Origin of the sequence: Caballeronia sordidicola (assembly GCF_000729995.1) — a bacterium.
GTDB classification, from domain to species: Bacteria; Pseudomonadota; Gammaproteobacteria; order Burkholderiales; family Burkholderiaceae; genus Caballeronia; species Caballeronia sordidicola_A.
Map to the genome: position 1 here is coordinate 75,183 of NZ_JNFG01000012.1, position 21,820 is coordinate 97,002.

The window sequence follows — 21,820 nt, forward strand, 5'->3', positions numbered from 1 at the left end:
ACCGCTCCCTTCGGGCTTCTCAAGGAGAAGCGAGTGTGTGCATGTCGGGTGAGTTTACTGGCTATGCCATGAATGGCAAGGCTCGGCCAAGCGAGCTAGACGAGTTCAGGCAAGTTGTTCCAGTCTCGACGATTGTATGCGAGGCCAATACAACTTACCGCCGTGCGCCAATGGCTAGCGCGTCTTGAGCACGCTTAGGGCACTTAGGAGCACCATGCGTTGTTGCTTGAATTTAAACCCAAAGCTGAAAATTTGTTGACAAGCGCTAAGCGATCTCTGACACTCAACACCATGCAAAAGCTCACGTCCGTAGTGGTTATTAATCGATTGAACGCCCATTGGGGCGCTTCATCGGGGACGTGTTTGCATTGGAAATAGCTTAAATTGCGCAAACACCAGGCCCTACCGAAAAACGGTTGGGCCTTTTTTTTGTGGTGCCTCCGTCTTTCGGTTTTAATCGACGGAGAAGATGATGGTTGGATCAAGCGAGCGGTTTGTTTTTCGAGCGGCACCCGAAACCTCGGCGTCAGCGCATGCGCTATCGCCCGAGATGGTGATTCGTTTTGTTGTGCAACCAGGCCACACCGCCTCATGGCGCGTGCGGTCGGATTCCGAGTTGCGCGTGGGAACGGCAAGGGTCTGGGTCACACGCGTTTTCTCGCCCTACGACTACTGGTTGCAAACGGGTGATGTCCTTCGCGTGTCGCGAGGCGAGCGCATCTGGTTAAGCACCGACGCGAACATAGCTGCGGAGATTTCGCTGACCAGCGCGTATGCTGTTGCACACAGACCGCTATTCAAGTGGATCGAGCGGCTAAGAGATTGCCTCGCTGATATTTCCCTATTGCGATCTCGCTAGTCGCTTATCGGGTGAGTGAGTTGGCGGCGGGTCTCATTCTGGCCGCCAAATAAGGAACGAGCGGAAAATGAATCGCTAAGGTCAGCCGCATTAAACTTCAGGGGACATTGCATGCTTCAGGTTTGGGGACGACGCAACTCATCTAACGTTCAGAAGGTCATGTGGCTGATCGGCGAGCTTGATTTACCGCATGAGCATATTCCCGCCGGAGGGAGCTTCGGCCTGACGCAAAGCCCCGACTTCCTGGCCATGAATCCGCACGGGCGCGTGCCGGTGATTAAAGACAGCGACGGTACGATTGTGTGGGAGTCGCACAGCATCTTGCGATACCTCGCGGCGCGTTATGGCAGCCCGCGTTTCTGGAGTGACGACGCAGGTCAGCGGTCTCAGGCGGACCGCTGGATGGACTGGTCTCAGAGCACTTTGCAGCCAGCCTTCCTGACCGGGGTGTTCTGGGGCTTCTACCGAACGCCGGAAGCTTTACGCAATGCGAAGAGCATTGAGGAGAGCCTTAATCGTTGCGCGCAGTATTTCCAGCTCCTCGACCGGGTGCTGGCCGAGCGGCCCTTCATTGCGGGAGACAGTTTGAGCCTGGGCGATATTGCGGCAGGCTCAAACCTTTACCGTTATTTCGAACTGGATATCAAGCGGCCTGACGTTCCCAATGTAGAAGCCTGGTATGAACGGCTTAAGCTTCGACCGGCTTTCCGCGAGCACGTAATGGTCCCGTTCGATGAGTTGTTCGGACGGCTCACGTTCTAGCATGAGCTAACAAGCTAAGAACGCATGCTTAAGCATCCAGGTAACACGCCAAGCCGATGTCACTTGCGCTCGTGTATATGCTCGACCAGATAGTCGATCAACGCCCGTACTTTGGGTGGAAGAAAACGATTCGGCGGATAGAGCAGCCACACCGAGCCTACATAAGCGCGCGCTTCGAGGTCCCAGTCGGCGAGCACTTGTACGAGTTCGCCACTCTTTAATGCTCTGCTAGCCGTGAATTCCGGCAGGTTCGCAATGCCGAAATCCTGTTGCGCCGCTTCGAGCCGGGCGCCGGCATGATTCGCTATATATCGCCCGCTCACCTCCACGGTGTGCATCTCCGTGCCGCGCCGAAAACGCCAGCGGTTGTCGTCGGCGGTTTCGCCCAGATATAGGCAGTCGTGCTCGGCGAGATCACGCGGGTGCTTGGGCGTGCCGCGCGCACGCAGATACTCTGGCGACGCGCACAGCACCCAGCGTACCGATCCAAGCCGCCGTCCCGCCAGACCAGGAGGCGGATGATCGGTTAGCCGGATTACAAGGTCGAGATCGTTCTCGAGCGGATCGAATTCATGATCCGCGTAAAGCAACTGCAGATCGACCTCCTCATACGCGCGCAAGAAGCCCGGCACGAGCGGATGAATCACCGTTTTCGCAAAGGCCGTTGGCGCGCTCAGACTGACTTTCCCCTGCGGCCGGCCGACCAGTGAACCGGCTGCATCCACGGCGCCCGACGCTGCGCTCACAATCTCGCGACAGAAGCGAACCACCTGCTCGCCCGATTCGGTCACCTTCACCTTGCGCGTCGATCGCTCGAGCAGCCGCGTGGCCAGCGCCTCTTCAAGACGCTTGATCTGGCGGCTGACCGTCGACGGCGTGCTGCCGAGCTGGCGGGCCGCCACCGAAAAGTTGCCGGCATCGACGACACGGGCGAATACGGCCATGTCGGGCAGCAATGCAAAGAGTTCTGTTGGATTCATCGGACGGTCGAGGAGTGGGCGCAGGATTAATGCATCTGCGACATAAAGGCTTTGCGCATCGACCCGATTATCGTCGCATGTGCAACGCTCGACAATACGGACTCAACTACTGAGGTCCGACCATGTCCAAGCAAGACCGCCTGCTCCTGCTGTCCGACCTGATGCTGCTCGTGGTCGCTGTTGTCTGGGGCACCAGTTATGGAGTCGTCAAGAGCGCGCTCGTTTTCTATCCGGTGCTGGGCCTGCTGACGCTGCGATTCGGCATTACGTTTGTCATGTTGTCCCCCGCGTTGCGCAGTTTGCGTCATGCCGACGCGCGTACGTTGCGCGGCGTATTCATTGCCGGGGTGCTGCTGCTGGGTATTTTCCTAAGCGAAACCTTTGGCGTGCTGCTGACGCGCGCCGCCAATGCGGCGTTCCTGATCAGCCTGTGCGTGGTGCTGACGCCGCTGGTCGAGTGGGTGCTGCTCAAGCGCAGGCCCGGGCGGATTGAATGGGCGGCAGTGGCGCTCTCGCTGTTAGGCGCATGGCTGCTTGCCGGTGACGGCGCGGTCGTATTGAATCCAGGCGATGCGCTGATCCTGTTGGCCGCCTTGCTGCGTGCGCTGAATGTCTGTGTGACGAAACGCGTGATGCGTGACTCGACGCTGCCGCCTTTGTCAGTGACAGCCGTGCAGTCCGGTGTGGTCGCGTTCGGCAGCGCTGCCGTAGCGCTCGTGTTTGCGCCGGGGCAGTGGCAGCACGTGCCGTCGTTCATTGGGCACCAGCCGTTTTGGGGCAGCGTGTTTTATCTGGTTTTTGCATGCACGCTGTTCGCATTCTTCGCGCAGAACTATGCGATCAAGCGCAGCAGTCCAACCCGCGTCGCATTGCTGATGGGGAGCGAACCCGCTTTCGGCGCGCTGTTCGCATGGTTTTGGCTGGGCGAGAAGATATCGCTTATTGCATGGGTCGGCGGCGGTTTGATTGTCGCGGCGTCCATGCTGGCGACGGTGCGCTGGCGCAAGGCAGTAACGGTTGTAGTCCCTCGTGCTTCAGAGGTACTGCCCTGACGCAGCACCTCAAGCGGCGTTTTCGATCGCCGCTCTTGCCCCGGCCTTTAGCTGCGTGACCGCTTCAATTAGCGCTCGCCGGAACACCTCGTTCGAAGCAAGTTCGAGACTGAAGACATCGCGACATCCGAGCATCGCATCGACAAGGCTTGCGGGCGCATCGTCTGCGTTGGTCGCCAGCGCAGTCAGCTTCGAGGCAAGCGGATCGCTGATAGCGAAAGTCGTGCCGTCGTCCGCGCGTCCGCGCAAGAAAACGAACCACGCCGCAACGCCGAGCGCCAGTCTCGAGATCGACTGGCCGCGTTCCAGACGCGCCGCAATGGTCCCGAGAAGGCGCGGCGGAATCTTCTGACTGCCGTCCATGGCAATCTGCGCGCAGCGATGTTTCAGCGCCGGGTTTGCATAGCGTTCGAGCAATGCATCTCGATACGACATCAAGTCGAACGACGCCGGAACACTCAAGGTCGGTGCGATCTCGTGGGTCATCATCGAATGGATCAGTGCACGCAGCGGCGCGAAGGAAATTGCTTCATCGATGGTCGCAAATCCTCCCAGCATCGACAAGTAAGCGAGCGTCGAATGTGTGCCGTTCAGCATGCGCAGCTTGGCGAGTTCGAACGGCATCACGTCGTCCACGAGTTGCGCGCCCACGCGTTCCCACGCGGGCCGTCCGGCGGGAAAACGGTCTTCGATCACCCATTGACGAAACGGTTCGCACGGAACCGGCGCCACATCGCGAAGCCCAAGCGCAGCGGCCGCGGCATCACGGTCGGCGTCGGTCGTCGAAGGGACAATGCGATCCACCATCGTTGACGGGAACGCGACTTCGCGGTCGATCCAGGTTGCGAGCGCTCCATCGAGCGCACGAGCGTGGGAGCAGACCACCTGGCGCAATGCTGCGCCGTTGTGCGAGAGGTTGTCGCAAGAGAGCACGGTGAACGGCGCGATGCCGGCATCGCGGCGCGTCTTCAAGGCGGCGACGAGGATCCCCGGCACCGTGCCGGGCTCGCCGGGATGCTCCAGATCATGTGCGATTCCTGGATGGTTGAGGTCGACGTCGCCCGTCTTCGTATCGCGGCAATAGCCTTTCTCGGTGACCGTCAACGAGACGATCGGCACATTCGCGTCGGCGAGCAAATCGAACAGGCGTACGCGGTCGTGCGGCAGCGCGAGCACTTCACGCAGCGCGCGAATCACTGTTGTCTTCACACCTTGCGGCCCGCGTTCCACGACGCTATACAGGCCATCCTGCGCCATCAACGCATCGCGTTTCGTCACATCACCCTGAAGCGTGACGCCGCAGATCGCCCATTCGCCACCCGCGGCAAGCATGGCCTGTTCCGTATAGACCGCTTCGTGCGCCCGATGAAAATTCCCGATGCCCAAATGAACAATGCCAATACGCGGATCGCGCCACTCGGGCGCCAGCAAATGAGCTTCGATCAATGGGAGCGTTTTGCGGCAAAGCACGGATTTATCGGACATTTTAAATAGCCTGGAGCGGGAAAACCCTTGATTGACGACTGAGTCTACTTGTATGGTAGCATCAATTCCATTGATTGCACCTCAAGGAAATCCCCATGAAAATCGTCCGCGCCGATGTCATCGTCAGTTGTCCGGGACGCAACTTCGTCACGTTGAAAGTGGTGACCGACGAAGGGGTGTACGGCATTGGCGACGCCACCCTCAATGGCCGAGAGCTTGCAGTCGCCTCGTATCTGAAGGATCACGTGTGCCCGTTGCTCGTGGGCCGCGATCCGGGGCGCATTGAAGACATCTGGCAGTTTCTCTACAAGGGCGCCTACTGGCGTCGTGGCCCCGTCACCATGACTGCCATCGCCGCCGTCGACATGGCGCTGTGGGACATCCTGGGCAAGGTCGCAAATCTGCCGTTGTACAAGCTGCTCGGCGGCGCGTCGCGTGAGAGCGTGATGGTCTACGGGCATGCGACCGGACGTGACATTCCTGAAGCCCTCGACCGCTACGCGGAGCATGTGGAGGAGGGGTATCAGGCTATCCGCGTTCAATGTGGCGTGCCCAACATGCGCTCGGTGTATGGGGTATCGAAGGGGTCGGGCATGTATGAACCGGCTACCAAGGGCGCGGTGGAAGAGCAGACATGGTCGTCGGAAAAGTACCTCGACTTCGTGCCGAAACTCTTCGAAGCGGTGCGCGACAAGTTCGGATTCGGTACCCATCTGCTCCACGACGTGCATCACCGTCTGACGCCTATAGAGGCTGCACGCCTGGGTAAATCAGTCGAGCCGTACCGCTTGTTCTGGATGGAAGACCCCACGCCCGCCGAAAATCAGGCCGGTTTTCGGCTCATTCGCCAACACACCGTGACGCCGATCGCGGTGGGCGAAGTATTCAATAGCATCTGGGATTGCAAGCAACTGATTGAAGAGCAGTTGATCGACTACATTCGCGCCACGCTCACGCATGCGGGCGGTATCACGCATCTGAAGCGCATTGCCGATTTTGCCTCGCTCTATCAGGTTCGTACGGGTTGCCACGGCCCCTCGGATCTGTCGCCGGTCTGCATGGGCGCAGCGCTTCATTTCGACTTGTGGGTGCCGAATTTCGGCGTGCAGGAATACATGGGTTTCCCGAAGGAAGCGCTCGATGTTTTCCCGCATGCGTGGACCTTCGATCGGGGCACGATGCATCCGGGCGAGGCGCCCGGTCACGGCGTGGATATCGACGAAGAACTCGCGGCGCGCTATCCGTACGACCCGGCTTACTTGCCGGTCGCGCGGCTCGAAGACGGCACACTCTGGAACTGGTGAGCGGCGGCGTTTAACCGCTCGGCAGAACAACAAGGAGACAGGCAATGGCAGATCAGAACAACAGCGCGATGTTACGGCGCGTCGCCTTTGCATCGACGATCGGCACCGCTGCCGAGTACTACGATTTCTTCGTCTATGGCACGGCTGCAGTGCTCGTGTTCGGTGCGAAATTTTTCCCTAGCAGCGACCCGTTGATCGGGACGCTCGCTGCATTTGCGACCTACGCTGTAGGCTTTATCGCGCGACCGCTAGGCGGCATTGTGTTCGGGCACTTTGGCGATCGCATTGGCCGCAAGAAGGCGCTGATCGTCACCATATTGATCGTGGGCCTGGGTACGTTCCTGATTGGCTTGCTGCCTGATTATTCGCAGATCGGCATCTGGGCGCCGGCTGCACTGATCCTGATTCGTGTGCTGCAAGGTTTCGGTGTTGGCGGCGAGCAAGCGGGTGCTGTGTTGCTGACCGCCGAATATGCGCCGCCGCCGAAGCGGGGTTTCTTCGCTAGCCTTGTCCAGCTCGGCGCCCCCGCCGGGTTCCTGATTCCGGCAGGCATCTTCGCCATCCTTACCGCAACGCTCACGCACGAACAACTGCTCGACTGGGGCTGGCGGCTGCCGTTCCTCGGTAGCATCGTGCTGGTCGTCGTGGGTTTGTATATCCGGTTGCGCACGGAGGAGTCACCGGTCTTCGCGGAGATTCGCAAGACGCAGGCGGTCGAGTCGCGGCCGGTCGTGGAAGTCGTCCGGCAATTCGGGCCCACGATCCTGAAGGGTGTCGGCGCGAAGCTGATCGAGGCCTGTACGTTCGCGATGTACACGATGATCGTACTGGCCTACGGCCGCGTGCACGGTATCAGTGAGAGCCTGTTGCTGCAGACGATCATCGTCGCGGTGACGCTCGAACTGATCGCGATTCCGCTTGCCGGCGCGTTGTCGGATCGGATCGGCCGCCGCGCCACGTTTATTGCAGGCAGCCTGCTGCAAGTGCTGCTGGTCGTGCCGCTGTTTCATGCCCTCGACAGCGGCAATCGTCTTGCGATCCAGACAGTGATGATTCTCGCGATTACCGTTGGCCACAGTCTTTGCTATGCGCCGCAGGCGTCGCTCTTTCCCGAGCTCTTTCCGGCGCGTGTGCGTTGCAGCGGTATCGCGCTGATCTGGCAGATCGGCTCGCTGATCGGCAGCGGCGTACTTGGACTCGTCGCCGTAAAGATGCTTCAGATGACGGGCGGCAGCTCCGTCGGGCTGATTGTCTACGTGATGGCACTTGGCATTGTTTCGACGCTGTGTATTTATCTTTTGCCCGAAACCGCACCTTTGCGTCGCGGCGGTGATCTTCACGACTGGGGTACGCCGGCACTCGCGACGTCTCCCCGCGAAGCGCATTCATCCCCTGTTTTTGCTGCGCGCCACTAGCCCAAGCGTTGTGCTTCGGCACGCACACTATTCAACGGAGCTTCTCATGCTTGCAGCCGTCCTTCACGAACCGAAGCGCCTGAGTATCGACGAAATCGATGCGCCTCAGCCAAAGCCGGGTCAGGTTCAGATCCGCGTGCGCGCAGGCGGTATCTGCGGGTCGGACCTGTCGTATTACTTCAAGGGCAAGAGCGGCGATTTCGCGGTCCGGGAACCGTTCGTCCTCGGTCATGAAGTCGCGGGTGAAATCGCCGCGCTCGGCGAGGGTGTAAGCGGTTTGCGCGTTGGCCAGCGTGTTGCCGTGAACCCTGGACTGAACTGCGGCGAGTGCCGGTTTTGCGTGAAGGGCATGACCAATCATTGCCTGAACATGCGCTTCATGGGCAGCGCCTCGACGTTCCCTCACATGCAGGGCATGTTCCGCCAATACATTGCGGTTGCCGCGCGCCAATGCGTGCCAGTGCCTGATGCACTCGACTTCGCGCAGGCGTCGATGGCCGAACCCCTCGCCGTTGCATTGCACGCGCTGCGGCACGCGGGATCGCTGGTCGGCGCCCAGGTACTGGTGATCGGCTGCGGACCTATCGGCTGTATTTTGCTAGCGGTCGCGCGGCGTGCCGGGGCGCATCGTCTCGTTGCGCTCGACCTCGCCGACAAAGCATTGCAGATGGCCGTCACGCTCGGCGCTGATCAGACCGTACTCGCCACGGACCAGGCGCAGGTCGAAGCGTGGTCCCAGTCGCGCGGCACCTTTGACGTCGTCATCGAAGCATCCGGCAGCCCCGCCGGGCTCGATACCGCACTTCGTGCTGCGCGTGCAGGGGCCACCGTGATCCAGGTGGGAAACTTGCCGGCAGGGCAGTCGCCGGTCGCGGCCAATCTCGTGATGGCGAAGGAATTGCGTTATCAGGGATCGTTCCGTTTCACTGATGAATACGCGGTCGCCGCTGAAGAAATCGCCACCGGGAAGATCGACCTGAGCCCGTTGATGACGCATGTCTTTCCGCTCGCGGATGCGAACCATGCGTTCGAAGTGGCGCATGACCGTAACCAGTCGATGAAGGTGCATCTGCAGTTCGACTGAATCCCTATCATTGCATTGCCCGAACGTCCGATCACAAAGAGGCGTATTCCAGGAGACATTCATGTTCAGAAGCCAGCGCTGGTTCGTGGTCGGTTTGCTATTTCTTGCCGGCGTGATCAACTATCTTGATCGCGCTGCGCTCTCGATTGCGGCCCCCTTGATCCAGAAGGATCTCGATTTTTCCCATGCGCAGATGGGCATCGTGTTCAGCAGCTTTTTCATCGGCTATGCGCTGTTCAATTTTGTCGGCGGCGTGCTGTCGGACAAGATCGGGGCGAAGAAAGTGTTCGGCGCGTCGATGGGCATCTGGTCGATATTCTGCGGAGCGACCGCGCTGGCCAGCAGCCTCGTTTCGTTGATTGTGCTGCGGGTTCTGTTCGGCATGGGCGAGGGTCCGTTCAGTTCATCGAACAGCAAGATGGTCAACAACTGGTTTCCGCGACGCGAGGTGGCCAGCGCCATTGGTGTGATCAGTTCCGGTACACCGTTGGGTGGCGCGCTTGCTGGACCGGTTGTCGGATACATGGCGATCCGCTTTGGCTGGCGTTGGGCGTTCGTCGCGATTATGGTGCTTGGGCTGTTGTGGCTCGTGATGTGGACCCTGACCACGACTGAACAACCGCAGCAGGACAAGCGCGTGAAACCCGAGGAGCTTGCGTTGATTGTCGCCGGCCAGCAGCAGGCTTCGTCGATGGAGCATGCGCCCGAAGGCGAAAAGGTAGGGCTGAAATTTTACCTGAAGCAGCCGATTATCCTTGCCACGGCGTTCGCCTTTTTTGCTTATAACTATGTGCTGTTTTTCTTTCTTTCATGGTTTCCGACGTACTTGACCGAAGCGCATCATATGTCGCTTCATGACATGAGTATTGCGACTGTGATTCCCTGGGTGCTCGGGAGTATTGGTCTTGCTGCGGGCGGTTTCGTCACTGACTTGATTCTGCGGATTACTGGTAAGCCGTTGCTCGCGCGCCGGATCGTGCTGTCGGTATGCCTCGGCGTGGCAGCCGTATGTGTGGGATTTGCTGGGCGCGTTGAAAGCATGGAGGGGGCGGTCGCGCTGATGTCGGTGTCAATCTTCTTTCTTTATGTCACGGGGGCGGTGTATTGGGCCGTGATTCAGGACACCGTTCGGCGCGAGAATGTGGGGGGCGTTGGTGGCTTCGTGCATTTGTTGGCGAACCTTGCCGGGGTGATCGGACCGGCGGTGACAGGGTTTATCGTGCAAGCGACGCATGGGGCGTATGGAAGTGCGTTTGTGCTTGCTGGAGCGGTTGCAGTGCTAGGAGCGCTTTGTTCGTTGATATGGATTCGCGAACCGCGCGGGGGTAAGGTCAAGGCGAGAGGCTTACTGGTCTAGGAGGGTTCGCTCGCGCCGGTGGACGGGGGTGGTCGGGGTTGATGCCGGGTTGCCAGGTTCATGCGGTAGCGGTCGGAGTTATTGCTGGGTTGCTGCTTTCGGCGTTAGTGGTCTACTTAGGTTTGCTAATCTCTTTATCACTATTAGCCACTGCGCGTGGCGGCGCGTCATTTCTTTGTCCAAAGCGACAAAGAAACGAAGCAAAGAAAACGCTTTCAGAACGAGGGCTCATAAGTTGACCTAGCGTGCAGTTTCCACGTTTTTGGCACCCCAAAAGCACGGTGCTCGCCAGAGCCACCGTTGTGTGAAACCCTCTTTCTCCGAACACGGATACCCACACGCTTCGCCACCAGTGACTGAACCCGCCCAAGGGGCACCCCGCGCTATCCGCGGACAACCTCCCTCCAACATACCCTCAGCCTTCAACGCCCAATTTGACCTCGGCGGCGTGGTAGTATGGTAGGTGACAAGATCAAGCTCGGGCTTTTTCTTTGTCCTCTCTTTACTCCTCGATCAGGTGCGGGTCATGGTCACGAAAAACGTCTTGCCGGCGCCACTGCGGCGCGACGCGTCTTCGTCAGAAAACGTTGACCGCAATGAGGGAACGGCTTCTTCCACGCCGCCGGCCGTGCTTGCCCGTGGTCGCGCTCGTGCGACCGAACCGCGTGTAGCACTGCCTAACCTGCGCGGTCAGCTTCATGTTGAATCGCACGAACCCATCGGCAAGCAAATCTTTCGCGCCCTGCGCGAAGCCATTTTTTCGGGTGCATTGGTACCCGGCACGCCACTGTCCGAAACCGAAGTTTCGGAAATGTTCCAGGTTTCCCGGCAACCAGTTCGCGAAGCGTTTATCAAGCTCGTGGAGTCAGGCGTGCTGCAAGTGCTGCCGCAAAGAGGGACCTTCGTTAAGAAGATTTCTCCGCGACGCGTTCGCGAAGGCAGGTTCATCCGGGAAGCGATCGAAGCCGCAGTGGCTCGCAAGGCCGCGCTCGAAATCACGACGGAGCAGCTTGCCGACCTCGCCGAAAATCTGCGCGACCAGAAGACTGCGGCAAAGGTGAACGACACCACGTCGTTCCTTGCGCTAGACGAGCGTTTTCATTTTCTGATAGCACAATCTATTGACTGCGTCGCGGCATGGGACACCATCCAGGACATCAAGGCTCAAATGGACCGCGTGCGTTATCTGAGCCTGCCGGAAGTCTCGCCGCTTGAATTGCTGATCAAGCAACACGCACGAATTGTGAGCGCACTGAAAGCGCATGATGCCGATGGCGCCGAAGAAGCCATGCGCGCCCATTTGCGTGAAATCCTGGTGTCGCTAAAACCAGTCGCCGAACGCAACCCGGACTGGTTTGAACCCGATGAAGGCGAGCGCGTTCACCTCGCTAATTAGCCTGTCGGCGCCGCGCCGCGCCGCGCCGCTCCGCTCCGCGCTCCGCTCTGCTCCTGGATGATCTCGATTTAGACGAACACAACCTCATGGTCGCTGGCATTGACGAAGTTGTGTTCAACGCCCCCACGCGTGCGAATGTTTCGATGTCGCGCGTGAACCGGCCGCAGGTGTCGAATCCCGGCGACAGCGGCATGCAGCCGTCGAGCGATACGCGCGCGTGGGTCGGCCGCAAGCCAATGAGGCCGCAATGGCTTGCTGGTGCGCGGAAGTTGCGCTGTCCGGGCAGGACTTCACCGGGCGCGTATACGCCTGAAAGAATGCGTTGCTGGAGTGTTTGCGCAAGGAAATTCGACATGCTCATGCGGTGCACTCCTACCGGTAGGACCGGAGTGCTTATGCGTGAACCGTGCCAGGAGAGTGTCGGCTTTTAAAAACAATGGCGAGGGATGGTGAGCGGAATTCGGGAAGTAGCGTGTGCACTAGTTCCTGGCGATCGATTCGGTGGATCGCACGAAATCAGGGCAGAAGGAGTGCGGCAGTACAACTCCCTCACCGGCGCGCCTCCAGAAGCAGATTCAATAACGCCTCTGCCGCTCGCGTCAAGGGCTGGACCTCCTCGACGATGGCGCAAAACGACATCGAATAAAACGGCGACTCCGGCAGCCCGGCAAACGGCATTGTCACGTTTCGGCCTGGTTGTTCGGCGTGGTTATGGCACTGACGCGCTAGCGCAAGCGGTTGCAACGCATCGCCAATATTGCTTCTCTTGAGGTTGGCCATCAAAGAAGTTCTGCGTCGCAATCCACAGCTGCGCGTTGCCTGTTCTGCCCACAGAAACTTTGCAATCCCGGACGGCGTTAGTCGCCATCGTGCCAGCATTGTCAATGCATTGCTGGTCGTTCGCCGCGCAGGCCGACCTCGCTTCTGCCTCACAAAAAGCATAGAGACTTGAGGACTCTAACAGCAGGGCCGCCGCGCCGATACATAGAAAAGCAAACCTGCGTGCTTTGAAATTTTCGGAATTAGGGTATTGAATCGCTCGGACGTCGACATTGTGAATCATCGAAAACCTCCTTATCGAAGTAAACCCAACGGGTTAGTTAAATGAGAGAGTTCCCCGCATGCTGCGTAAACGGGTTCGCTTGAGAAAACGAAAAACAAAGCACGTTAGCGACAAGCCACCGTCGCATGTCGGCCCCGAGGCCGTCGGTCGATTTACCGGATAACGAACATTGATTGGCGCTCTGCCTCGCGATAGGCGGCGCTCGAAAAGATAAAGGGACATCATTCATATATTCGATGCCAAAATATTTGCCGGATTTTTCTGACAAGGAACGTCAAGCATCTGAAAATCGCTGAGGGCTAGGAATTCATTCTCACGATGCAGGACTTTCCCATACCCCTCGAAGCTCTCGCGCATCACGGAAAACCGGATCAGCCTTGTTCTCTTTCCAACGCTGACACAACTTGATCTGACTGGACATGATTAGCTTGCGAGATCCGTATCAATTGTTATAACCCGTCTTTACCATCTCGCTCTTGCACCAGTACGTTGCTCCGCAGTTGTTCGGATCATTCGGCGGTGATTGATTTATCGATACCATGTACAAATCTCTTCCTGGAAATACGCCACTGATGCTGTCTCTTTCTCGAGCACGCATCGTAAAATTTCGGGTGCCTCCGGATGAGTCTCTAATACTAAAATGGCATGTGTCGTTTCCACCAGCGTCGCACCCGAACTGAACGGTTTTCTGCTGCGCAAGCGCACTCCCCGTTGCCGCAGCCAAGAGGCAACCTGCTGCAATTTTTACGAAAAATTTTGACATATTAGTTATCCTAAAATAATCTTACATACGACAGGCAACCGGCACGAAAGAATGCGAGCTCGATTGAGAGAAAGCGCAGCAGCCCATCGTCTTATCAGCGTTCCGCTGCGAAATTAACGATCGCGCGTTCATCGCACGCTCGGAAACGGGATTGCTAAGGATGACTAGTTAAATTCCAACCGGTCCCACTGTCAAATAGCGCTTCCGCAATTCCGTTTTCAATATCTTGCCGGTCGCCCCCTAAGGCAACCCGTCGGCGATCTCGACTTTTTCCGGAATCGCGTATTTGGTCACCTTGACACGATTGAACGATGCGCGAAGACGAACCACGCGTGGATCAATCAATCAATACCGAAAAACTAACGAGCCTTGACGGGACGGTTGCCATGACTGTCCTGCGGCACGCCGCGCTGCAGCGACATGTGCGAATGAACTCCCAGCCAGTGCCCGTCGGGGTGACGCGCGAGAATGATCGTCGCGCGCCCTGGCCTATCGAAGCGACTGCCGTCAGCGTGGAAGCCAGTGCTCGTCCAAGGCGTGATCACTGTCGCCATTGCTCCGTCGGGGCTGGTTAGCACTGCCGTATTCTCCAGGTCGAAAGCAAAATCTGCCGTGCGGGGCCAGATGTAGTCCCATTGCGTCTCTGTCCAGCGTGAGCAGCCATGGACGAGTTCCTGATAAGTGCCAAACACGATGATGTCTGGATGCCAGAACGGACGAGCGGCGGCATAGTCGACTTCCCTCACGCAGGCGGCGAACTGTTGAAGCCATTCGAAGATCGACTGACTGGTTACCGGATCGGCGATTGGCAGGGCAAATTCTTCACTCATGACCTTCCTCATCGTTATGGAAAATCCACCGCAACCATCCTGGTCATCCGCTTTTGTCAGTGCAGCAATGTTGCTTCGTTGACTCTGATTCAGTCACACACGGAATGCCCCGTTAGCACAAGAAACTACGGCGACGGTTGGCCCGGAGCGCGCCCACTGCCGCCTGCAGTACTGGCCCCAATCGTCAGATCTTTCCACTAGGGGTTGGCCGGTGGTGGCGGTTTGGGACGGGCAGCCGGCAACGGTTCCAGTTCCAACCAGTTCGCATTTGCCCGTGCCAACCGCGTGTCGAACTCCGACGTCCACTTATCAAATGCCGACTTCGAGCATAGGAGATACAGCCGCTCTCCGGCGACCTGCCACAACTCCGGCATGCCTCCGCTTTTACGGCCCTCGGACACCGCGTAGGCGCAATGGCCGTCATAAGCGGGGGCATAGCGCGCCGGATCCGCACGAAACTGCGCCAGATGCGCCGGGGTCGCGAAACGCCACGTAGCACCGTTCCAATCGGTCGTGATCGTCGTCTCGCCGCGGACCGCCGCGCGCTCATCTTGATATGCAACGGCATCGTAACCAGACAGTGCCGCGCCGTCGACGAATTGTTGCCCTGCGAAGCCAGGCGACGTCAGCAATGTCATCACCACAATCTGGCCGATCATTTGTATAGGTAGCTGCGTTCGGATCATCCCTGTCTCCGCTCCATGGGTCCAAAAAAGAGCTATCCCGGTGCCCAGCGCATCCAAGGCCGATGCGTTGAGTTTGTGCCCGCAGAGAAATGGTACAGAGGGGAAATGCAAGGTGGAAGAGGGGCGGCTAACGCGACGGCGGAACACTTTGCGTAGAATTTCAATTATCCTGACCGCTCCAAGGCGTGCGCCAACCAGTCGCATGTCGAGCGAGACAAATCAAATTTTCTTTCGGCTTTCATTTGACGATTATCTCTAGGGGAGCGGGACTTGGAAAATCCGTCTAGTCAAACCTTGGTCCGCGAATGGCCCTCCCTCTCGCTCGATCAAATCATTGTCCATCCGCAGTTTTCAGAAGCCCGCAAGCACTACATCGACAGCTTTTTGGCGGTGTACGACGAGCCGTTCCTTGCCCGGCTTTTGATCGAATCCGGACGATTCTTTGTCCACAAGCTAATCATCCTGCTCAATGCGGCGCAGGAAGATGGCCTCCCCGATACGTGGCTTACAATCGGGCGCCTCAAACTGGAAATGCAGCAATTTGGATTTGCAAGTGAGCGGCAAATCGATCACCTCGTTCAGCGGTTGATCTCGGTCGACTTTCTCGAACAGGTCCCGACTGCGCAGGACAGAAGGGTGCGGATCCTGAAGCCAACGGAAAAAATGCTTGCGCATGATCGGGCCTGGCTTGTCGCTCACTATGTGCCGTTGACCATTCTGTGCCCGCAGAACGACTACAGTCTGGCCATGCGCGGCGATCCGGACTTCCAAATTGCGATTAGCAAGACGTCTGTGCGAATTTTGCCCATGGTGGCGCAATTGATGGCAACAGTCCCGGACATGCTTCTGTTTTTCGATTTTGCCGCGGGGCAACTGATATTGGCGGCGCTGTTGCAAGCAGCCCTCTGCGAGCCTGAGAGCCAGTATGTGCGAATTTCGTATTCTTCTATCGCGGAGCGCTTCGGTGTATCTCGGACCCACGTTCGCAAGCTGTTATCCGCTGCACACGAAAACGGTCTTGTTCAACTTCATATCGTTGGCGGCAATGCTGTCGAAATCTTGCCACGCCTCTGGGCGAGCTATGATCGCAGTATCGCCATTGGCATGCATCTTCACAATGAGGCCTATGCGATCGTGACAGGCAACGCAGTAGCACCGTAATAGTTGGCCTGTCATTTTGAGCGGCATCGAAGTCATGCACATGATCAAGAAAGGGCAGATGAAGTGCTCGGGGAACCCCGCTGTCCGCTGCGCAGCAGTTCCATTCGCTCGATTCATAAGCAATACGTAGCATATGCGTCGCTCGACGATCAGGCGCGCATTGGCTAGTTGCCGGTTCGGCTCGAATACCCGGACAAGGAACCGGGTATTCGAGCCGGTAACGAAGCGTTAGCGCTTAGCGTTTCCTTGCGGGCGCGGTGCGAAATACCAGCATCAGGCCCGCGAGGATCGACACCATGCCAGCCACGCCAAGAGGCGCCAGACGGTTTCCCAGCACGAGATAGTCCATGACAGCGGTGACCACAGGCACGAGATAAAAGAGGCTCGTCACGTTGACCAGGTTTCCGGCCTGCATCAGCCGGTAAAACAGCAACTGCGCGAAAACCGATATCACAATGCCGAGCCACAGCAGCGGTATAAGAAAGTCCACGCTGGGGACGAATGTGATGGGCTCGAACGGTACGAACATCATGGCGAGCACGAGGCCGACAACGTTCTGGAGCGGCAGGACATCGGTCGGTTGCTGCTTCAGGCGTTTTTGCAGGATGGCGCCGATCGTCATGCACGCAAGAGCGGCAGAACCGAGGAGTACTCCCGCCAGAGGAAAGCGCTCGGCGTTGCCGGCTGCGAATACAACGAGGGACAAACCGCCCAACGCAAGCAATAGGCCTCCGAAGCGTGCTGCGGTCAAGCGACGCTCTACCAGCACAAGCGTGAGGATGGGCTGTGCACCCAGAAGCGTTGCGAGAATACCGGGCGTCAATCCACGATCGAGCGCCAGCAGATAGCAAATCGGATAACCACCGGTCAGCAAGGCACCGGTGATTGCGACTTGCAGGCGTGTCCCGGACGCTGGTAACCAGCGCCCGCGCCATAGGCCCAGCACCGCGAGGACGCTCGACGCCAGCGCAAAACGCAGGACGAGGAAAGCGAAGGCCGGGGCGTGATCGAGTCCCAGTCTTGAAACGATTGCACCGCTGCTCCACAGGAAGACAAAGAGTGCCGTCGAACCATATGCGGCGACGGCGGTTTTTACAAAAGCCATGAGTATTCACCTGTCGAGGGAATAAAGAACTCGGGCAAGCTCGGTCAAGCCGCCAGGCACCAACAGGTGCTGCGGTCAGGCCGGAAGCCTAAGACTTGAAGGGCGTGAAATCAGCCAGGAACGCCCGCGCGCGGCGGCGCAACTGCACCAGCCGGGACGGTGTTCGGGGGAGAAACGACAGGTGGGGAAACAGAGAAACCACAACCCTTAGAACCGTTAAAGCGCGTATGACCAGCCTTCGAGTCGGGCTCGATAGCGGCAAGGCGAATGTGCGCAAGGTTCGTCATGGAAAGCAGATTAAATAGAGTCGCGTGCTAAGGGTGGAGATTACCGCTTAGTCGCCGGTTGCGCAACGCTTAGGCGAGGCTTGGCTGTATAGAGCTGTTCGTTATCGTGCTTAGCCGGTCCAAGGCGATCCGCCGGGACAACACGCTTGCCCTTGGCTCGCCGCGCACGATGCGCCTGCCGGATCGCTTGGCATCAGTCTTTATCGAACGTGTTTTGCTAAGACAACACGCCTGAACGACGGATAAATTTCTGCTCGATTACATGAGTGCCCCACTGCGAACCTTCTGCTTCCTCAGTCAATTGAAAGCCTGATGATTCGTACAGATGCCGCGCCGCATCAAGGCTCTTAAAGGTCCAAAGATAGGTTTCATCGAATTCCCGATCGACAAAATCCAGTGCCTTGGAGAGCAAGCGCCGCCCGACACCTGAGCCACGCAAGGACTCGTCGACAATAAACCATCGCAAATGCGCCAGCCGGTGATTGACGTTGTCTGTTTCTGCGTCTATCGCGATCGAAGCGAGCGACCGGCCGTTTTCGACGTAGAGCCAAAGCGCCTTGCCGGGAGAGGGCAAGACCGTGGCGAACTCCGCCAACTCAGTGGCGACTTTCTTTTCGAAGAAGACACCGAAGCCCGCAGCCTGGGAATAAAAGCGTGCATGCAGGCTTGCTATGTCGCCAATGCATCCTGGTTGATAGCCCTCCAGGATTTTTTCATCGATCGATGCAACCACTCGCGGTGTCTTGTTGACGTTGTCCTGCGCCAAGGCATCCGCGTAAAGCGCCAGAGAACGGACCAGCGTTTGCTGGTCTGCGGGCACTAGCCGCCGAAGCGCATTGGAAACCTGATCGGTTGCAAACCGGTCGATCTTTTGCCGCAACTTCTTCCCGGCTGCCGTCAGGAATAGCCGTGACGACCGGCCGTCGTCGCTCGCTGTTTCCCGCATTACCAGTCCCAATGATTCGAGCTTTGCCAACTGCCGGCTGGTGTTCGACTTGTCGAACCGCAGCGTGTCGGCCAGGTCGCGCGCCTGAAGCCCCGGCGCGAGGCCAATTTCAATTACGGCGTGAACGGCCGACGGCGCGAGGTCGCTGTCGGCCAGTGTATTGCGCATGAAACCAAGCTCGCGTACCAGCTTTCGCGAAAAGTCGCGAAGCTCGAGGATAGTGCGGTCCCGCGATTTCTCAGGCAATTCGAAATAGTCCATGGCTGCTCCAATAAGTTGCGCCTCGCAACCAATATACTTGCGAGGCGCAACTTATTCAAGCCCGTCAAGCCCGGCCGAATCCTGATGAAACGACTACGCTTCCCCAATCGGCTCTGCGGAAATGGGCGGTGCAACAGCTCTCTCCGACGCCGCTTTCACACGGCCGACCCAGATCGCCGCGAATGACACGAGCGCGACAGCCAGCAGGCCGTTGACGCCATAACCCCGGATATAGCCATGCGCATCGAACGACAGGAACAGTCCGCCGAGCCAAGCGCCGCAACCGGCACCGAGTGCTTGCAGCGCGCTGTTCGTGCTGAGGAAAGCGCCGCGGTTGGACGGTTCGGGAACGGTCGTCAGCAACGCCTGCATCGGCACCATGCGGCCGGACACGATCACCATGAACACCGGGAACAGGAGCACCATCGCGATGAACGGCACGCTCGGCAGGTGCGTGATGAACAGCACCGGCAACAGGGACAGCAGTGCCATCAGGCGGAACATCCTGCGACTGCCGTAGCGGTCCGAGAGCCTGCCGACAAGCCGTGCCGTGAAGAATGTCGCGGCGCCGCCTGCCATGTATAACCATGACAACTGTGCAGGGGCCACGCCGTGGTTAGCGACAAGCACGGGCGAGATGAACGGGATCACCAGCATTTGCGACACCATCACAATGAACGTAAGCGCGAATGCGTTGGCGTTACGCGGCTTCGACACCAGCCGCCACAGCGTAGGCAGCACGCTGCCTAACGGAGGTTGCGTACGGCTTAGATGCTCGGTGAGCGAAGGCACGACCTGCATTCCGGCCAGCCAGATCACCACCGACAAACCCGCGAGCAAGATGAACGGCGTGAACCAGCCGAAGTGCGCGCCTAGCAAGACACCGGCCGGGACGCCCGCCACTGCGGCAAGCGAAAAGGCCGTCATGATCGTGCCGGTCGCGGCGCCGCGGCGGGCGGCGGGAATAACGTCGCTGACAATCGCCATGACGACCGATCCCAGCACGCCGCCGGTGATGCCCGCGAAAGCGCGTGCGATCAGCAGCATGGGAAAGCTGGTGGCACAGGCGCACGCGAGGTTCGACAGCGCGAACAGCGCATAGACTGCCAACATGAGGCGACGGCGATCGAAGCGGTCGATGTAAGTGGCGGCAAGCAGCCCTGAGAGGCCCGAACACCACGAGTAGGCTGAAACAGCGGTGGCGAACGCGGCCGGTGAGATCTGAAAGCTCCGCATGATCTGCGGGCCGAGCGGCATCATCACCATGAAATCCATGATGACGGTGAATTGCGTAAGCGCAAGCAGCCAGAGAAGGCGCCGCTCGCGGCTCGCATCTAAACTATACATATAGCCATCCTTATTAATTTTATTCTAGCGGCCGGAGCGAAGAAGGCACGAGTCAATCGTCGATGTTCTCGTGAACCGCTTCTGCACCGCGTTTCCAGTAGCTTGCCGCGCGAATCCGGGTTTTGTCGACACCGCGTTCCGTGCACAGGTGCTGGCGTACGGCACGCATGATCGTGGCTTCGCCGGCGGCCCAGACATAACCCTCACCGGTCGGCAGATACATTTCACGCAACGCCAGCAACAAGGCCCCGCCGGGGAAGTCCGATTCGCTGCGGTAGCGCCATTCGGCGTACAGGTCGGTCTGCGTCGTGAAGTCGATACGTGCCGACGGATCTTCCACTTCGATCAGCGCGGCCACGCGGGTTCCCGGTGGCAGCTCTTCCAGGCGGCGTGCAATGGCAGGCAGCGCGGTCTCGTCGCCGATCAGCAGATGCCAGTCGAAACCCGTGGGGATCGTAAATGAGCCGCGCGGGCCGCCGATTCCCAGATACTGTCCTACCTTCGCTTGCGCCGCCCACGTTGCAGCAGGTCCTGCCTCATGCAGCGCAAACTCGATATCGAGCTCGCATGCCTCGCGATCGTATCGGCGCGGGGTGAAGTCGCGTGCGATTGGCCGCGGCTGGTCGTCCGGGAACACCGGGCCATTCGGACCGGCCGTGGGCATAACCGGCTTGTCGGCTCCGGGTAGTGGAAAGAAGACCTTGATGTGATCGTCGAAGGAGGCGGATTCAAAGTCGTGAAGTTCGTCGCCGCTTAACGTAATGCGCACGAGGTGGGGCGTAAGCGATTGAACGCGCTTGACTTGAGCCAGGCGGAATTTAAGTTGATGGCGGACGCGGCCGACCGCCAGATCGGGTCTGTTTTGCATTGAGTGTTCTCTTGAGAGTTGATTCATGCCGGATCGCCGGCGGTCTTCCCTTCGATCTCGGCAGTCGCACGCGCAAGGATGGCGGCGATGCGGCGTTGCTCGCTAGCGGGCGCGTCGGTTCGCATCAGCAGCGCGTGCTTCAGGGCGCGGCGGGCCTGGATGAACTCGGGCAGCCAGGCGTTGCTATCGCCGTTAGCGTCTGCGTTTTCCTCGGGTGATTCGCCTGCAAAAGCGCGGCGCACTGAATCCATCTTGCGGGCGAAATGGCTTAGCTTGGCCAGCATCAGGTCAACGCGTTCACGGTTAGTCGCCAGGTAATTGCGTCCGGATTCGGCTAACGCATAACGCTTGCGATTGCCTTCCACTTCAACCGTTGCGTAGCCCAGTTCTTCCAGGTAAGTCAGGGCGGGATAGACCATGCCCGGACTCGGGCTGTAAAAACCGTTAGAGCGAACTTCCAATGCCTTGATCAACTCGTAGCCATGACGCGGTGCTTCTGCCAAAAAGGCGAGTAGAAGCAATTGGAGGTCGTCGGAGGTGAACTTGCGGCCGCGGGGCATGCCGTCGTCACCGCGGCCGCCGAATCCTCCCGGGCCGCCCGGACCGCCCGGGAAACGGCCATCGTCGTCATGGCGGTGGTGGCGGCCGATTGCATGCCACAGTGCATGCATGGAAAAACGGTCTGAAGATTCAAATTCAGCTTGGGGGCGAGCGAACTCGCGATTTCGGTGATGTCTCATCGTGCAACTCCGTGGTTATCGTAAAACAGATCTTAAGATATATATCTTAAGATACGTTGTCAATATTTT

The 21,820-nt window shown here is 58.7% G+C and carries 20 protein-coding genes and 1 pseudogene; 10 read left to right on the forward strand and 11 right to left on the reverse strand.

Annotated features, from left to right (window positions below; all coding sequences use genetic code 11):
* Positions 1 to 550: 550 nt before the first annotated feature.
* Positions 551 to 859, forward strand: a complete 309-nt coding sequence (locus FH08_RS54355) for a DUF2917 domain-containing protein (RefSeq protein WP_419178003.1) — start codon at positions 551 to 553, stop codon at positions 857 to 859.
* Between the two features lie 111 nt (positions 860 to 970).
* Positions 971 to 1,621 (forward strand): glutathione S-transferase family protein, encoded by a 651-nt coding sequence (locus tag FH08_RS0113570; protein WP_031358841.1) that lies wholly within the window; start codon positions 971 to 973, stop codon positions 1,619 to 1,621.
* A 59-nt stretch (positions 1,622 to 1,680) separates the two neighbouring features.
* Here FH08_RS0113570 and FH08_RS0113575 read toward each other — a convergent pair whose 3' ends face one another.
* Entirely contained in the window at positions 1,681 to 2,601 is a 921-nt protein-coding gene (locus FH08_RS0113575) for a LysR family transcriptional regulator (protein WP_031358842.1), read from the reverse strand.
* A gap of 122 nt (positions 2,602 to 2,723) precedes the next feature.
* Here FH08_RS0113575 and FH08_RS0113580 point away from each other — a divergent pair, with 122 nt between their 5' ends.
* Entirely contained in the window at positions 2,724 to 3,653 is a 930-nt protein-coding gene (locus FH08_RS0113580) for a DMT family transporter (protein ID WP_031358843.1), read from the forward strand.
* 9 nt (positions 3,654 to 3,662) lie between these two features.
* On the opposite strand, the gene FH08_RS0113585 is transcribed toward FH08_RS0113580, so the two are convergent.
* A complete protein-coding gene (locus FH08_RS0113585; protein WP_031358844.1) occupies positions 3,663 to 5,138 on the reverse strand; it encodes a mannitol dehydrogenase family protein in 1,476 nt (491 codons plus the stop codon).
* A 95-nt stretch (positions 5,139 to 5,233) separates the two neighbouring features.
* On the opposite strand from FH08_RS0113585, the gene manD reads away from it, so the two are divergent.
* From manD to FH08_RS0113610, 5 genes are all read left to right on the forward strand, one after another.
* Positions 5,234 to 6,442, forward strand: coding sequence for a D-mannonate dehydratase ManD (manD, locus tag FH08_RS0113590; protein WP_031358845.1), 1,209 nt, complete (start codon positions 5,234 to 5,236; stop codon positions 6,440 to 6,442).
* A gap of 44 nt (positions 6,443 to 6,486) precedes the next feature.
* Positions 6,487 to 7,857 carry an MFS transporter gene (locus FH08_RS0113595; protein WP_031358846.1) on the forward strand — a complete coding sequence of 457 codons (1,371 nt, stop codon included), beginning with the start codon at positions 6,487 to 6,489 and terminating at the stop codon, positions 7,855 to 7,857.
* 46 nt (positions 7,858 to 7,903) lie between these two features.
* Positions 7,904 to 8,941, forward strand: a complete 1,038-nt coding sequence (locus FH08_RS0113600; RefSeq protein WP_031358847.1) for an L-idonate 5-dehydrogenase — start codon at positions 7,904 to 7,906, stop codon at positions 8,939 to 8,941.
* Positions 8,942 to 9,002: 61 nt separating this feature from the next.
* A complete protein-coding gene (locus FH08_RS0113605) occupies positions 9,003 to 10,298 on the forward strand; it encodes an MFS transporter (protein ID WP_031358848.1) in 1,296 nt (431 codons plus the stop codon).
* 526 nt (positions 10,299 to 10,824) lie between these two features.
* On the forward strand, positions 10,825 to 11,694 hold the full coding sequence (locus FH08_RS0113610) for a GntR family transcriptional regulator (RefSeq protein WP_035566168.1): 870 nt from the start codon (positions 10,825 to 10,827) through the stop codon (positions 11,692 to 11,694).
* Here FH08_RS0113610 and FH08_RS54360 read toward each other — a convergent pair.
* The 4 genes from FH08_RS54360 to FH08_RS0113635 form a co-directional block, all read right to left on the reverse strand.
* Positions 11,687 to 12,055: an amidase family protein gene (locus tag FH08_RS54360; protein WP_419178000.1), complete on the reverse strand. Its 369-nt coding sequence runs from the start codon at positions 12,053 to 12,055 to the stop codon at positions 11,687 to 11,689. The two genes, FH08_RS0113610 and FH08_RS54360, sit on opposite strands and share 8 nt — an antisense overlap.
* A gap of 188 nt (positions 12,056 to 12,243) precedes the next feature.
* Entirely contained in the window at positions 12,244 to 12,474 is a 231-nt protein-coding gene (locus FH08_RS53365) for a hypothetical protein (protein WP_031358851.1), read from the reverse strand.
* Between the two features lie 1,405 nt (positions 12,475 to 13,879).
* Entirely contained in the window at positions 13,880 to 14,350 is a 471-nt protein-coding gene (locus FH08_RS0113630; protein ID WP_035566170.1) for a YybH family protein, read from the reverse strand.
* A gap of 197 nt (positions 14,351 to 14,547) precedes the next feature.
* Positions 14,548 to 15,036: a YHS domain-containing (seleno)protein gene (locus FH08_RS0113635; RefSeq protein ID WP_035566173.1), complete on the reverse strand. Its 489-nt coding sequence runs from the start codon at positions 15,034 to 15,036 to the stop codon at positions 14,548 to 14,550.
* Positions 15,037 to 15,306: 270 nt separating this feature from the next.
* Here FH08_RS0113635 and FH08_RS0113640 point away from each other — a divergent pair, with 270 nt between their 5' ends.
* Both FH08_RS0113640 and FH08_RS52950 read left to right on the forward strand, forming a co-directional pair.
* A complete protein-coding gene (locus tag FH08_RS0113640; protein ID WP_152602825.1) occupies positions 15,307 to 16,197 on the forward strand; it encodes a hypothetical protein in 891 nt (296 codons plus the stop codon).
* 10 nt (positions 16,198 to 16,207) lie between these two features.
* Positions 16,208 to 16,316: pseudogene (locus FH08_RS52950) on the forward strand (IS6 family transposase); the annotation flags it as partial.
* Between the two features lie 116 nt (positions 16,317 to 16,432).
* Here FH08_RS52950 and FH08_RS0113645 read toward each other — a convergent pair.
* From FH08_RS0113645 to FH08_RS0113665, 5 genes are all read right to left on the reverse strand, one after another.
* Positions 16,433 to 17,302 carry a DMT family transporter gene (locus FH08_RS0113645; RefSeq protein ID WP_031358855.1) on the reverse strand — a complete coding sequence of 290 codons (870 nt, stop codon included), beginning with the start codon at positions 17,300 to 17,302 and terminating at the stop codon, positions 16,433 to 16,435.
* A 504-nt stretch (positions 17,303 to 17,806) separates the two neighbouring features.
* On the reverse strand, positions 17,807 to 18,796 hold the full coding sequence (locus tag FH08_RS0113650) for a bifunctional helix-turn-helix transcriptional regulator/GNAT family N-acetyltransferase (RefSeq protein WP_031358856.1): 990 nt from the start codon (positions 18,794 to 18,796) through the stop codon (positions 17,807 to 17,809).
* Positions 18,797 to 18,889: 93 nt separating this feature from the next.
* Positions 18,890 to 20,143, reverse strand: a complete 1,254-nt coding sequence (locus tag FH08_RS0113655; protein ID WP_031358857.1) for an MFS transporter — start codon at positions 20,141 to 20,143, stop codon at positions 18,890 to 18,892.
* Between the two features lie 52 nt (positions 20,144 to 20,195).
* Positions 20,196 to 21,011: a siderophore-interacting protein gene (locus tag FH08_RS0113660; RefSeq protein WP_031358858.1), complete on the reverse strand. Its 816-nt coding sequence runs from the start codon at positions 21,009 to 21,011 to the stop codon at positions 20,196 to 20,198.
* Positions 21,012 to 21,034: 23 nt separating this feature from the next.
* Positions 21,035 to 21,751: a PadR family transcriptional regulator gene (locus tag FH08_RS0113665; RefSeq protein WP_031358859.1), complete on the reverse strand. Its 717-nt coding sequence runs from the start codon at positions 21,749 to 21,751 to the stop codon at positions 21,035 to 21,037.
* Between the last annotated feature and the right edge of the window lie 69 nt (positions 21,752 to 21,820).